Raw genomic sequence first — 13,214 nt, 5'->3', positions numbered from 1 at the left:
GTACCGTGGCCGCGCTGAGGGACAGTCGACCCGATGGTGGCGCGATGTGCTGGAGTGCGACGGCCGATCTCGTGGCGGGTGCCGGCGTCGCGGCCGTCGGGGTCGCCTGTGTGGCGCTGGTGCGCAGCGCGCGGGACCTGCCGCTCGCCGCGCTGCCGTTGCTGCTGGGGGCGCACCAGATCGTGGAGGCGGTGGTCCGGTCCTCGGGCGGGGGCAGCGGAGCGGCCACCGCCGCCTGGGCCGTCATCGCACTGCCGCTGCTGGCCGTCTGGGTGCCCGCCGGTGTGTTGTGCGCGGCCCCGCCGTCCGTCCGCACCCGGCTCGTCGTGCTCCTCGCCGTCGGCGTCGCGACCGCCGGGCTGCTGGGCCGAGGCCTCGTCACCGGGCCGGTGACGGCCGAGATCCGCGGCCACACCGTCGGCTACACGGTCGCCCTCTCCCACCCGGTGCTCCTCGTCACGGGCTACCTCCTCGCGACCGTCGGCTCCCTGCTCCTCTCCGGAGACCGGCGCCTCACGGCGCTCGGGATCCTGGCCGCCGTCGGCGCCTCGGTCTGCTGGGCGCTGTGGCGACTGGAGTTCATCTCGACCTGGTGCGCGTTCGCCGCCCTGTGCTCGGTGGTCCTCCTCGGCTGGGTGCGGGCCCGGCGCCGGAGGCCTTCCTCGCCACCGGCCCGGTATGCGGCGGCGGAGCATCGGCAGCCTGCGCGGGACGATTGAGCCTGCGCGGGGCGATCGAGTCTGCGCAGGACGCGCGTCTGCGCAGTACGACCGAGTCTGCGCACGACGATCGAGTCTGCGCGGCTTTCGCGGCAGGCTCCCGCCGCGAACGGTCCGGCCCAGGCTGCGGCAGCCGCCCGCCCGCCGACCGTGGCACACCAGGGATGGTGAATCAATCATCCACTCGTCTGTTGACTTTCGGCTGGTTCAGCCAGAGGATTCCGGAGGTGACGCACTCCGCCGCCGGGCCGCTCGGCCCGTTTCTCCCCGCGGCCCTCGACGAGGCAGCCCACCGCTGCCTCGTCGCGGGCTTCGACGGTACGACGATCGTCCCCGACACCCTGAAACGGCTCATCGACCGCGGACTGGGCGGGGTCATCCTGTTCACCCGCAACATCCGCGACGCCGACCAGGTGCGCGAACTCACCGGCACACTGCGGACCTTGCGGCCGGACCTGCTGATCGCCATCGACAACGAGGGTGGCGGCATCGGACACCTGGTGGCCGCGGGCGCCCCCGAGGTGCCGGGCTCGTGGGCACTCGGAGTCGCCGACGACCCGACGCTGACCGCCGCCTGCGCCGACGCACTGGCCGGGCATCTGCTCTCGCTCGGCATCACCGTCTCCTACGCCCCCGTCGCGGACGTCCAGAGCCGGCCCGAGAACCCGATCGTGCGCACCCGCGCCTTCGGCGGCGACCCGGAGCTGGTCTCCCGGCATCTGCGCGCCTGGATCGAGGCCACCGAGGCACGCGGCGTGGCGTCCTGCGCCAAGCATTTCCCCGGTCACGGCGGCACGGTCACCGACAGCCACCACGCGTCGGCGGTCGACCCACGGCCGTACCACGGGCTCGACCTCGCACCCTTCCGGGCGGCCGTCGACGCGGGCGTGCCCATGCTGATGAGCGCGCATGTCGTCTTCCCGGCCCTCGACCCCGACCGGCCCGCCACTCTCAGCCCGCGCATCCTCACCGAGCTGCTGCGCGGCGAACTCGGCTTCGACGGCGTCCTCGTCAGCGACGCGCTGGAGATGAGGGCCATCGCCGACCGCTACGGCGAGGCCGCCGGGGCCCGCCTCGCACTCGCCGCGGGAGCGGACCAGGTCATCGTCGCCGTACCGGACCTGGAAGTCACGCTCGCCTGCCGGGACGCCGTGCTCGACGCCCTGTGCACGGGTGACCTCGCCGAGGAGCGCGTCACCGAGGCGGCGGAGCGGGTACGGCGGCTCGCCCTGCGGTACGCGCTGCCGTTCCGGCCGGGTGCCGTGGCCGCGTGGGACGCGGACGCCGGGCTCGTGGCGGCGCGACGGGCCGTACGACGAGGGGGGCCGTTGCCGCGGCCGGTGCCCGGCGCCCATGTCGTGGACTGTTTCCCGCCCCCGCACCCCGCCCTCAACTGGGGTGGCGAGGACCTCCTGACCGAGGTCCGCACCCTCGACCCGACCGCCACGGGGACGGCGGTGGCGGGGGCTCCGGACGATCTCGCGGCCGTCGTGGGGGAGGTGCTGCGGGTCGCCGAGGGGCGTCCGCTGGTCGTCGCCGTGTGCGATGCGGAGCTGCACCCCTGGCAGGCACGCCTGAGGGACGCCCTGCTGGCGGCGCGAGCGGACGCGCTGGTGGTCTCGACGGGGTTGCCGGAGGAGGGCGGGGCGGTCGCCGCGCACGGGCGGGGGCGGGTGAATCTGCGGGCGGCGGCCGAGGTGCTGACGGGGCGGATGTTCTGACGGCCCTCCCGCCCCCGTCAGGTGCCGGGAGTGTCGCAGGTGCCGGGTGTGTCGGAGATGCCGGCGGGGCCGGAGGTGCCGGCGGGGCCGGAGGTGCTGGTCAGCGCGTCGACCAGCTGCCGGGCGCGGGTCTGTTCTCCCAGGAGTGCCTCGACCAGGGGGCCGGTGCCAGGATCGGCCGAACCGGCCGGGGCGAGGCCGGCCGGGCCGACGTACCGCTCGACGGGCCGGGCGTCGGACGTCAGGCGCACGCGGCCACCGGCGGTCAGCGCACCGTGAGCCGAGGCGTAGTCGACGCCCAGACGGGCCAGTCGCTCGCCGCCCGCGTACCGGGTGTCCTGGTCGGGGGCGTTCTCCCTCGACAGGTGCGGATACCGGAGCGCGACCTCGTGGGTGGCCAGGATCGCGAGCAGCACATGCTCGGTGCCGACCACCTCGTGGCCGAGTCGGCGCGCCTGCTCGTAGGTCTCCAGCCTGACCCAACCGGCGGGCGAGGAGGCCCAGTTGCCCCCACCGAGTCGGAGCAGCCAGCGCAGCCAGAAGGGCATCCGGCGATAGTGGGTACGGCCGAGGAGAACGTCGCGGGTGGGGTGCAGCAGGGGGCCGAGGCCGTCCTCCCGGGTCCCGGAGCCACCGTCGAGGCGGGCGCGCACGGCCTGCGGTGCGATGGCGCACGCGTCCAGCAGCTCCACAGCCCGGTTGTCCTCCTCCAGGAGGCCCCTCAGCAGATGTACGGCGCCGAACTTCGCCGCGTCCTCGCGCCGCGCGTGCCCCATCGCCGCGGTCAGCGCCGCTGCCGCGGCGCCGGTGCAGCGGGCGCTCCGGTCGCCCTCGTCCCCCAGGACGTCCCGAGAGGCCACGCCTGCCTCCGGGGCGTCGTCGGCGCTCCACGCGCCCTCCCTGTGCGACCGGTCCCGCAACACCGACAGCAGCGCGGTCTTGGTCGCCCCTTCCTCCACGAGCGCTTCCCGCGCCGGGCCCCTGGCCGTGGTGATGCCGGCCAGCAGATGCTCGGTGCCGATGGCTCCGCCGGCACCTCCCTGCGCGCCCCGGGCGGCCCCCAGGATTCCCACGACGTTCCAGTCGGGCGACTTCATCGCTTCCATACGGCTCTTCCTCTTCCCCGTGATCCTGTGGAACAGCCTCTCCGCTCAAGGGGGAAGGCCGCGTCGCTCCGGAGAAGGAACCGCCTCTGCACCCTGAGATAGACCCGCGACGTCCCTGGATCAGCTGAGGGGCGGCGCGGTGAGCCGGGGGCCGGCGTTTCCCGGCCCGTTGGCCGCCCTTCAGCCGAGCGGAGGTTTCGGGCGCACCAGACCGGTGTCGTACGCGAAGATCGTCGCCTGCACCCGGTCCCGCAGGTCCAGCTTCTTCAGCAGGGCGTTGACATGGGTCTTCACGGTGCCCGTCGCGACGCCCAGCCGGCCGGCGATCTCGGCGTTGGCCAGGCCCGCCGCGAGGAGGGAGAGGACCTCGCGCTCCCGGGGCGTCAGGGCGTCAAGCGCCGCGGAGGCGAGCGGTGGTGCGGGGACGGCTGCCGTGAACGTGTCGATGAGACGGCGGGTGATCGCCGGGGCCAGCATGGCCTCCCCGGTGACCACCACCCTGAGCGCCGTGAGGAGTTCGTCGGGCCGGGCGTCCTTGAGGAGGAAGCCGGAGGCACCGGCGCGCAGGGCCTCGTACACGTAGGAATCGAGGTCGAACGTGGTCAGGACGAGCACCCGGGGAGCGTGCACCGACGTCGGGCCGGTCAGGAGGCTCGTCGCCGTCAGGCCGTCCATGCCGGGCATGCGGATGTCCATCAGCACCACGTCCGGAACCAGTTGCCCGGCCAACGTGACCGCCTCGGCGCCGTCACCCGCCTCACCGACCACCACGAAGTCCGGCTCCGCGTCGACGATGGCCGCGAAGCCCGCGCGAACCACGGCCTGGTCGTCGACGACCAGGACTCTGGCGGGATGGGTGGCGGGCGATGTCATGGGGCGTCACCTTATCGAGACCTCGGCGGGGATCGTGTGCGAGTGGTCGTCAGGGGCTACGAGTGGTCGTCGGGGGCTATGTGTGGGGCTTCGGCCGGGGCCGTGCCTGCGGTGTTCGGGAGGGCCGTGCGCGGGGCGCCACGGGGACCATGGATGGGACCTCAGCGGGAGCGCTGTGTCGGGTGGCCGGCGGGGGGCGGGGGCGAGCCCTGGGCAGAGGGCGGGGGCGGGGAGTCCGCGAGCGCCGCGGGCGGGGCGTTCGCCGGGGTGTCCTCGCGTAGGTCGTTCAGCAGCTCACGCATGGCCGCCAGCGACGCGCGGGCCGCCGGGGCCACGTCGCCGAGGCGGCCCTCCTCGGCGGCGCCGATCACGTCGGCGGTCCGGTCGAGGACCGCGGCGCGCAGCCCCGCGGCGAGCCGCAGCCGCTCCCGGTGTGCCGCGGCGAGCGCCTCGTGGACGACCGCGCCCAGCTCGTCGTCCACACGGCGGGCGATCCGTCCGCGCCGGGTCCGGACGAGAAAGGCCGCCAGCCAGGCGCAGCCGAACAGGGGCAGCAACAGCACCGTCAGGGCGAACACGGAGAGCCCCAAGGCGAGGGCTCCGGCCGGCTCCCCGGCGATCGTGCCGTCCCGCGCCGCCGTCACCGACACCGCGCCGGCCAGCACCGGCGCCGCCAGCGGCACCGAGGCCCAGGTCGCCCACGGATCGCGGCCGTACGCCCCCACCGCGTACACCCCGCCGACCAGGGCGCAGGCCCCCGCGGCCAGGGCGGGCCACGGCGCCGGGTGCGAAGCGGGTACCCACGGCCACAGCCAGCTGCCCGCGAGCAACGCGGCCAGCACCGGCCAGGGTGCCGCCCGCCGCCCGAGCAACGGCAGCACCTGCACGACCAGCAGCGCGCCCAGCCACGACAGAGCGGCCGGCTCCCGGTCCTCGGTGAACAGGAACACCGCCGGCAGGATCCCGGCGGCCGGCAGCACGCCGTGCGAGGCCAGGCGCCAGTCCAGCGCCCGACCCCGCCCGTTCGAGGGGCGGGCCGTCCGCCCCGGACGGACCGGCAGCTCGGCCCGCACCGACCAGCCGCCGGACGGGCCCGCCCCCGGCCCGGCGGTCACCGTGCCGCCGACCTCCCCGGCGCGCTCGCGCATACCGGTCATGCCCCGTCCCGAGCCCAGACCCCGGACGCCGGCGCCGGGCACGCGGGCCGACGGCTCGGGACGCGCCCCTCCGTCGTCGTCGACGGTGAGCGCCAGCCACCCGTCTCCCAGGTCCCGGAGGCCGACCCGTACGACCGCCCCCGGCGCGTAGCGCAGCGTGTTCGTGAGGGCCTCCCTGGCGATCCCGAACACGGCCTCCGTCACCTTGGTGCCGACGGCCGTGACGCCCGCGTCGCTCGTGATCTCCACTCGCTGGCCGAGGCGGACGAAGCCACTGGCGAGTTCCTCGATCCGGGCGTCCAGTGATACGTCCTCGCTCTCCTCGGCGACACCCAGGGAGGTGACCAGACTCCGCACGGTGGCCAGGGTCTCGCGGCCGGTCCGGGCGGCGAAGTCCAGCGCCTCGGTGGCCAGTTCGGGACGGCTGGTGGCAAGGTGCCGGGCGGCCTCGGCGGTGACGACCACGGAGGTGAGGTGGTGGGCGCCCACGTCGTGCAACTCCCGTGCCAGCCTGTGCCGTTCGCGCACCCCCGCTTGCCGCTCCTCGGCCCGGGCCGCAGCCAGCCGGTCGGCCGCACGGGCCCGTGCCGCCGACCGGTGGGCGCTGCCCCGGCCGAGTCCGACGACGGCCGAGTGGAACGCGACGGAGACGGTGAGGCCGGCGGCGGTCACGGGGTTCACGCCCTCGACGGCGAAGTCGAACAGGGCCTGGTAGCAGACGAGCGCGCCGACCGCCCGTAGCGTCACCCGCAGGGTGGTGCGGGCGGCCACCGCGTACACGACCACCAAGTCGCCCACGAGGACGAGCAGTTGGACCGTGTCCGAGGCTCCTGCGATCAGGACGGCGCCGTAGCAGACGGCCACCCCTGCCAGCGCCACCAGCGGGGCCCGCCGTCGCAGACTCGGCGCGGTGGCCGTTCCGGCCGCCACGGCCGGCGGCAGCAGCCGGTTCCGTAAGGTCTCCATGAGGGCTTGAGCCTACGACGTGCTCTCACTCTCCCGCGTCGATCAGTTCCGTGATCCCCCTCGCCGCGAGGTACGCCGTGTCCCGCGCGTGCTCCGCCAGGACGATCGCCGGGTCGGCGCCCTCCTGCCGTGCGCGCATCCAGGCGTCGAAGAAGGCGCCGCCGGGGCCCGAGACCGAGCGGGTGGACGGCGTGCAGTCGAGCACCAGCGCCGTCGTGCGCGGAGCCGGTGGGACGGTGGTGGCACGGATCTCCGCGACCGTCGCGGACAGGGCGTCCGCGATCGGCTTTGGGCGGCCCCTGGAGTCGAACAGGCCGAGCGTGTACTCCAGTTCGGGGAAGTCGGCCAGGGAGCGGTCCACGTCGTGCGAGCACCACCAGGTGACGCCCCACAGGCGGGCGCACCCGGCCGCGTTCAGGAGGGTCGCGCGGGCGAAGTCGGGGGCGTCGGCGGCCGGGATGTGCGGCTCGGGGGCGCCGGTCTCCTGGACCCAGACCGGGCGGGCCGGGTCGGTGGCGTACGCGGCCGCCAGCTCGGTGCCGTACTCGGCGAGGTGGCGCACCTGGGGTGAGCGGGGGCCGTAGCGACGGGCGCAGTCGGCGGAGAAGACCCAGGGGTGGACGGTGGTGAGGTCGCCCTTGCGGGCCGAGGCCTCGGGGGTGAAGGGGTGGTCGTCGCCGTACCAGGCGGCGTCGTACGCCGAGTGCGTGACCAGGCCGCGGCCCTCGCCGAGCCCGTCGCGCGCGGCGGCCAGCAGGGTGTCCAGGTAGTGGTCGACCTCGGCCACGGACACCGGGTTGTGCTCGACCATGTTGTTCAGTTCGTTGCCGAGCTGCAGGCCGATGAGGTGGGGGTGGCCGGAGAGGGCACGGCCCAGGGTGCGCAGCAGCAGTGCCTGGGCCTCGATCGCCCCGGGGTCGGTGAAGACGTTGCGGTGGTGCCAGCTGCGGGTCCACTCGGGGTAGAAGTCGAAGCTGGACAGATGGCCCTGAACGCCGTCCACGAGGACGTCCAGACCGCACTCTCCCGCCAGGTCCACCAGCCGGACGAGCTGGTCCACGGCCGTCGCCCGCACGAGGGCGCGGTTGGGCTGGAGCAGGGGCCAGAGGTGGAAGACCCGGACGTGGTCCAGGCCCAGGTCCGCGATCTGTGCCAGATCCTCGCGGGCGAGCCCGGGATCGAAGTCGTGCCAGGCGTGGAACCAGCCCCGGCGTGGGGTGTAGTTGACGCCGAACCGGCGGCCGGGCGTGGCGGGCGTGCGCGTGGGCGTGTCGATGGTGTCCTCCTCGCGAGACGGATCCCGTCGGATTCCGTCGGATCCCGGCCCTGCCGGACCTTGTCCGGGGCGAATGTATCAACCACCATGGGGACCAATGAATAGTGATTTCAACCAAGCTTCTGGGACAGCTCCGATGTTCGTGGTGGGTCTCGACGCCGGCGGCACCCGCACCCGTGCCGTCCTCGCCGGCCTGGGGGACGCGCGGGTACGGGGCGAGGGCACCGCCGGGCCCGGCAACGCGCTCACCGTGCCCGGGCCGGTCCTCGCCGACCATCTCGCCGAGGCCGTCGCGCGGGCCGTGCCCGCCGCGCTGCGGGAGCGCGTGGTGGCGGTGGCGGGCGGTTTCGCGGGGGCCGGCCACCGGGCCCAGGGCGCCCAGGAGCCCGGCCGGGCGCGGGCCGGGGCCGCCCTGTCCGCCGCGCTCGGCCGGCTCGGCATCACCACCGCCACGGTCGGCGTCCACAGCGACATCGAGACGACGTTCGCCGCGGCACCCGGCCACCCCGCCGACGGGCTGGTCCTGGTGGCCGGCACCGGCGCGGTCGCGGCCCGGATCGCCGGACGGGTGCCGACCGCGACCTCCGGCGGCGACGGCTGGCTCCTCGGGGACGACGGCGGGGGCTTCTGGATCGGCCGCGAGGCCGTTCGGGCCGCCCTGCGCGCGGCCGACGGCCGCGGCGCGGCCACCGCCCTCGTCCTCTCCGTCGGCCGGGACCTCGGACTGCCCGCGGAGGTCCTGCCCCCGGGGAGCTACGGAACCGCCGACGACACCGTCCCGTGGAGCGCGGAGCTGCGCACGGCCTTCCGCGCCAAGCTGCTGCCCGCCGTCATGGACCGGTCACCCGTCCGTCTGGCCGACCACGCGCCCGGGGTGGTGCGGACCGCCGACGACGGGGACGCCGTGGCGGCGCGCATCCTCCGGGAGGCCGCCGACCACCTGGCCGAGACCGTCGCCGCCCTGACCCCCCACCCGGGCGAACCCCTGGTCGCCACCGGCGGTCTCCTCGCCCCGCACGGCCCCCTGCTCCCTCCACTGACCGAACGCCTGGCCCCGCACGGGCTCGTCGTCACCCCGGTCTCGGACGGTTCCCCGGGCGCGGTGGCCCTGGCCCGCCTCGCCCACGCCTCCGGCACCTGAACCGTCCCCGAGAAGCCCCCGACCGCCACCGAGAAGCCCCCGGCTCCGCAGCCTCCCCGACGCCGACAAGGACGCCCCATGCCCCCGCAGGACCCTTCGGTCGCCCCGGCCGTCACCCCCGCGCAGCCCCGCTACCTCGACCCCGCCGCCCCGCTCGACACCCGCGTCGCCGACCTTCTCTCCCGTATGACCCGGCGGGAGAAGGTCGGTCAGCTCAACCAGCGGATGTACGGCTGGGACGCCTACCGGCGCACCCCGGGAGGGGACTTCGAACCCACCGACGCCCTGCACGCGGAGACCGAGCGGTTCGCCGGGCTCGGCGCGCTCTACGGGCTGATGCGCGCCGACGCCTGGTCCGGGGTCGGGCACGGGCACGGGCCCGGGGCCGACGACAGCGCCGACCTCGCCGACCTGGTCCAGCGGCACGTGCTCGAACGCAGCCGCCTGCGCATCCCCGCCCTGTTCGTCGAGGAGGTCCCGCACGGGCACATGGCCCTCGACGGCACGGTTCTCCCCGTCAATCTGGCCGTCGGCGCCACCTGGGACCCCGGCCTGTACGAGCGGGCCGCCGCGCACGCCGCCGCCGAACTCCGTGCCCGGGGCGGCCACCTGGCCCTCGTCTCCGCGCTGGACATCGCCCGGGACCCGCGCTGGGGCCGTACCGAGGAGTGCTTCGGCGAGGACCCTCACCTCGCGGCGCGTCTCACCGCGGCGCTGGTGCGGGGGATGCAGGGCACCCCGGACGCGGACGGGCCCTTCGCCCCCGACCGCGCTCCCGTCGTCCTCAAGCACTTCGCCGGCCAGGGCGCCACCGTCGGCGGCCGCAACTCCGCCGAGTCCGACGTCGGCCCGCGTGAACTGCACGACATCCACCTCCCCGCCGCCCGCGCCGGAGTCCGTGCCGGCGCGGCCGCCGTGATGGCCGCCTACAACGAGGTCGACGGTCTGCCCTGCTCGGGCAACCGCGCCCTCCTCACCGGGCTGCTCCGCGACCGCTGGGGCTTCGGGGGCCTGGTCATGGCGGACGGCCTGGCCGTGGACCGCCTCGCCCGCATCACCGGCGACAAGGTCTCCGCGGGTGCTCTCGCCCTGGACGCCGGGATCGACCTCAGCCTCTGGGACGAGGGCTTCACCCACCTGGCGGAGGCTGTGGAACGGGGCCTGGTGGGCGAGGCCGCCCTGGACGCCGCCGTCGCCCGCGTCCTGCGCCTGAAGTTCCGCCTCGGCCTGTTCGAGAACCCCTGGACCCGCCGCGCCCCGATCCCCGCGCACACCGGGCGCGCCCTCAGCACCGACCTGGCGCGGGCCTGCGTCACCCTCCTCCACAACCCCGCGCACACCCTGCCCGTCAGTCCCTCGGTACGCCGTATCGCCGTGCTCGGCCCGCACGCCGCGACCACCGCCCATCAACTGGGCGACTACACCGCCCCGCAGCGCCCCGGCACCGGCGTGAGCGTCCTCGACGCCCTGCGCCGCCTCGCCCCGCCCGGCACGCTCGTCCGCCACGCGCGGGGCGCGGCCCTCACCGGCGCCGACCGCACCGGCATCCCGGCCGCGACCGCCGAGGCCGCCGCGGCCGACCTGGCCGTACTCGTGCTGGGCGGCAGCAGCGCCCGCACACCGGACACGGAGTTCGACGCCAACGGGGCCGCGCGGACCGTCGTGTCCGAGATGACCTGCGGAGAGGGCGTCGACCTCGCCGGACTGCGGCTCGGGGAGGCCCAGTACGCGCTGCTGGACGCGGTCGTCGCGACGGGCACGCCCACCGCGGTGGTCCTGATCCAGGGGCGCCCGCACGTGGTGCCCGAGACGGCGGGCGCGCTGCTCACCGCCTGGTACCCGGGCCCGTGGGGCGGCGAGGCGATCGCCGAGGTACTGCTCGGACTCGCCGAACCCGCCGGTCGTCTGCCGGTCTCCCTGCCCCGCTCGGCGGCCCAGCTCCCGGTCCACTACAACCACAAGGACACCGAGTACGGCACCTACGCGGACGAGAGCGCCGAGCCGCTCCACTCCTTCGGACACGGCCTGTCGTACACGAGCTTCGCGTACGGCACACCGCGCCTCGCGGGGGCCGGCGTCGAGGTCGACGTCACCAACACGGGGGGTCGGCACGGGCGTACGGTCGTCCAGGTCTATCTCCGGCGGCTGATCACCCCCGTATGGCCGCGCACCCTCGAACTGTGCGCGTTCGAGGGTGTCGACCTGGCTCCGGGTGAACGCCGTACGGTGTCGCTGCCCTTCGAGGCGCCCCCGCGCACCGGTGCCGTCGAGGTCCGCGTCGCCGAGTCGGCGCGGGCGGCGCTCACCGTCGAACCGCTGGTCCTGGACCTGGGAGGGCGGCCTCAGAGTTTGACGGCTCCCGAGGACACCCCCTTGTAGAACCACCGTTGCGTGATCACGAACAGCACCAGCACCGGGACCACGGAGATCACCGAGCCCGCCATGACCATCCGCTGGTCGTAGCCGAAGGACGAGGACTGCAGCCGGGCGAGGCCCAGGGTCAGCGTGAAGTGGTCCTCGGTGCGCAGCACGATCAGCGGCCAGAGGAAGTCGTCCCAGGCGCTGATGAAGGTGTTGATGGTGACGACGAGGATCGCGCCCCACGCGGACGGCAGATACAGATACCGGAACCGCTTCCACTCGCCCGCCCCGTCCAGCATCGCCGCGTCCTCGATCTCGCGCGGCACGGCGAGGAACGCGGCCCGCATGATCAGGACGTTGATGGCGGCGACGAAGCCGGGCAGCCAGACCCCCACCAGGTTGTCGACGAGGCCGAGGTCGCGGACGCTGAGGAACAGCGAGACCATGATCGACTCGAAGGGGAACATCATGGACGCCATCAGCAGCACCCACACCAGCTTGCGGCCCTTCCAGCTGGGCTTGGAGAGCATGTACCCGGCGAGCGTGGAGAAGACGAGCTGGCTGGTGACGGACAGGGCGACGATCACCATGCTGTTGCGGATGTACGACCACACGGGGACCTGGTCGAACACCTCGCGGTAGGCGCGCAGGGTCGGGTCGCGGGGGAAGAGGGAGGCGTCGGCGCCGAACACGTCCTCGCCGACGCCCTTCAGCGACGACAGCAGCTGCCACAGCAGCGGACCGACGGTGATGCCGAGGACGAACAGCAACAGCAGGTAGCGGACGATCAGTTCGCGCGGCCGGCCGTAGTCCCGCCACCGCGGCATCAGGCGCCGTCGTCTCCCCGCAGAGGGTTCCACGGACGTCACGGCCGTCGTCATGACTCCTCCTCCTTCGTCAGGCGCTGTGCGAGCAGGGTCAGGCCCAGGGTGAGGACGAAGAGGGCGACGCTGACCGCCGAGCCGTAGCCGGCGTTGCCGGTGAGCGGGTCGAGGGCGACGTCCCGGATGTAGAAGGGGAGGGTGCGGTCGGCGCCGCCGGGACCGCCGGTCGCGCCGCCGAGCATGTAGATCTCGGTGAACACCCGCAGCGAGCCGATGCCGGTGAGGGTGCCGACCAGCATCATCGAGGTGCGCACGCCGGGCATGGTGACGTGCCAGAAGCGTCGGATCGCGCCCGCGCCGTCCACTGCGGCGGCCTCGTGCAGTTCCTTCGGGACGTTCCCCAGGGCGGCCAGGTAGAAGATCATGTACCAGCCGAGGCCCTTCCACAGCGTGAGCCCCATCGCGCACAGCAGGATCAGCCAGGAGTCGGACAGGAACGGGATCGCCGACCGGATGATGTGGGCCTTCTGCAGCCAGGTGTTGACCAGGCCCTGGTCGCTGAGCAGCCACTGCCAGCTCAGTCCGACGACCACGCTGGAGGCGAGGACCGGGGTGTAGAAGGCGGAGCGGAAGAAGCCGATGCCGGGCAGGTTCTTCTCCACCAGTACGGCCAGCATCAGCGGGAGCAGCACCATGAGCGGGACGACGATCAGCGCGTACAGCACGCTGTTGCGGGTGGCGAGCCAGAAGTCGGAGTCGCCGAGCATCCGCGTGTAGTTGTCCAGGCCCACGAACGAGGCGGCGCCGCCGAGCGGTTTGGCGTTCGTGAACGACAGCAGGAGCGTGTTCAGGAACGGGTACAGACCGAAGACGGTGATGCCGATGATCGCCGGTGACATCCACAGCCACGGCAGCCACCAGCGGCGGTACAGCGCGGCGCCGCCCGCATCGGCGGTGGGGCCCGGCCTGAGGGCCCGCGACAGGCGGCGCCGGCCGCGCGGTTCCCCGGGCCGGGGGTCGTGGGAGGCCACGACCCCCGGTTCCTCGGTGGGGGGAGAGAGGGTGGTCAT

General features: G+C 74.4%; 10 protein-coding genes. 4 read left to right on the top strand and 6 right to left on the bottom strand.

Annotated features, from left to right (window positions below; all coding sequences use genetic code 11):
* Positions 1-44 precede the first annotated feature (44 nt).
* Together H4687_RS06960 and H4687_RS06955 are read left to right on the top strand one after the other, a co-directional pair.
* Entirely contained in the window at positions 45-719 is a 675-nt protein-coding gene (locus tag H4687_RS06960; protein ID WP_046918334.1) for a DUF6629 family protein, read from the top strand.
* A gap of 227 nt (positions 720-946) precedes the next feature.
* Positions 947-2,440: a glycoside hydrolase family 3 protein gene (locus H4687_RS06955; RefSeq protein WP_050398127.1), complete on the top strand. Its 1,494-nt coding sequence runs from the start codon at positions 947-949 to the stop codon at positions 2,438-2,440.
* Between the two features lie 17 nt (positions 2,441-2,457).
* Here the strand turns inward: H4687_RS06955 and H4687_RS06950 are convergent, their stop codons facing one another.
* The 4 genes from H4687_RS06950 to H4687_RS06935 form a co-directional block, all read right to left on the bottom strand.
* Positions 2,458-3,546: a Clp protease N-terminal domain-containing protein gene (locus H4687_RS06950; protein WP_050398128.1), complete on the bottom strand. Its 1,089-nt coding sequence runs from the start codon at positions 3,544-3,546 to the stop codon at positions 2,458-2,460.
* 180 nt (positions 3,547-3,726) lie between these two features.
* Entirely contained in the window at positions 3,727-4,419 is a 693-nt protein-coding gene (locus H4687_RS06945) for a response regulator (RefSeq protein WP_046919987.1), read from the bottom strand.
* 161 nt (positions 4,420-4,580) lie between these two features.
* Complete coding sequence (locus tag H4687_RS06940) at positions 4,581-6,542, bottom strand: histidine kinase (RefSeq protein WP_050398129.1); 1,962 nt, start codon at positions 6,540-6,542, stop codon at positions 4,581-4,583.
* 25 nt (positions 6,543-6,567) lie between these two features.
* Complete coding sequence (locus tag H4687_RS06935; protein ID WP_046919327.1) at positions 6,568-7,818, bottom strand: glycoside hydrolase 5 family protein; 1,251 nt, start codon at positions 7,816-7,818, stop codon at positions 6,568-6,570.
* A 136-nt stretch (positions 7,819-7,954) separates the two neighbouring features.
* Here H4687_RS06935 and H4687_RS06930 point away from each other — a divergent pair, with 136 nt between their 5' ends.
* On the top strand, positions 7,955-8,959 hold the full coding sequence (locus H4687_RS06930) for a BadF/BadG/BcrA/BcrD ATPase family protein (protein WP_050398130.1): 1,005 nt from the start codon (positions 7,955-7,957) through the stop codon (positions 8,957-8,959).
* Between the two features lie 78 nt (positions 8,960-9,037).
* A complete protein-coding gene (locus H4687_RS06925) occupies positions 9,038-11,338 on the top strand; it encodes a glycoside hydrolase family 3 N-terminal domain-containing protein (RefSeq protein WP_050398131.1) in 2,301 nt (766 codons plus the stop codon).
* Here H4687_RS06925 and H4687_RS06920 read toward each other — a convergent pair.
* The gene (locus H4687_RS06920) at positions 11,302-12,201 is read right to left on the bottom strand and encodes a carbohydrate ABC transporter permease (protein ID WP_046915307.1); all 900 of its coding nucleotides are present in this window, start codon (positions 12,199-12,201) and stop codon (positions 11,302-11,304) included. The genes H4687_RS06925 and H4687_RS06920 overlap by 37 nt on opposite strands.
* Positions 12,198-13,214: a carbohydrate ABC transporter permease gene (locus tag H4687_RS06915; protein WP_046915306.1), complete on the bottom strand. Its 1,017-nt coding sequence runs from the start codon at positions 13,212-13,214 to the stop codon at positions 12,198-12,200. Before H4687_RS06915 ends, H4687_RS06920 begins: the two co-directional genes overlap by 4 nt.

The organism is Streptomyces stelliscabiei (genome assembly GCF_014873495.1).
Lineage (GTDB): Bacteria > Actinomycetota > Actinomycetes > Streptomycetales > Streptomycetaceae > Streptomyces > Streptomyces bottropensis.
Note: the sequence above shows the minus strand (reverse complement) of the source record. Positions and strands in the feature narration are given on the sequence as shown.

What these genes read in the sequence shown, in the direction of transcription:
- H4687_RS06960 (WP_046918334.1), top strand. Translation starts at nt 45, where the DNA reads ATGTGCTGGAGTGCGACGGCCGATCTCGTGGCGGGTGCCGGCGTCGCG.
- H4687_RS06950 (WP_050398128.1), bottom strand. Translation starts at nt 3,546, where the DNA reads ATGGAAGCGATGAAGTCGCCCGACTGGAACGTCGTGGGAATCCTGGGG.
- H4687_RS06945 (WP_046919987.1), bottom strand. Translation starts at nt 4,419, where the DNA reads ATGACATCGCCCGCCACCCATCCCGCCAGAGTCCTGGTCGTCGACGAC.
- H4687_RS06940 (WP_050398129.1), bottom strand. Translation starts at nt 6,542, where the DNA reads ATGGAGACCTTACGGAACCGGCTGCTGCCGCCGGCCGTGGCGGCCGGA.
- H4687_RS06930 (WP_050398130.1), top strand. Translation starts at nt 7,955, where the DNA reads ATGTTCGTGGTGGGTCTCGACGCCGGCGGCACCCGCACCCGTGCCGTC.
- H4687_RS06925 (WP_050398131.1), top strand. Translation starts at nt 9,038, where the DNA reads ATGCCCCCGCAGGACCCTTCGGTCGCCCCGGCCGTCACCCCCGCGCAG.
- H4687_RS06920 (WP_046915307.1), bottom strand. Translation starts at nt 12,201, where the DNA reads ATGACGACGGCCGTGACGTCCGTGGAACCCTCTGCGGGGAGACGACGG.
- H4687_RS06915 (WP_046915306.1), bottom strand. Translation starts at nt 13,214, where the DNA reads ATGACCACCCTCTCTCCCCCCACCGAGGAACCGGGGGTCGTGGCCTCC.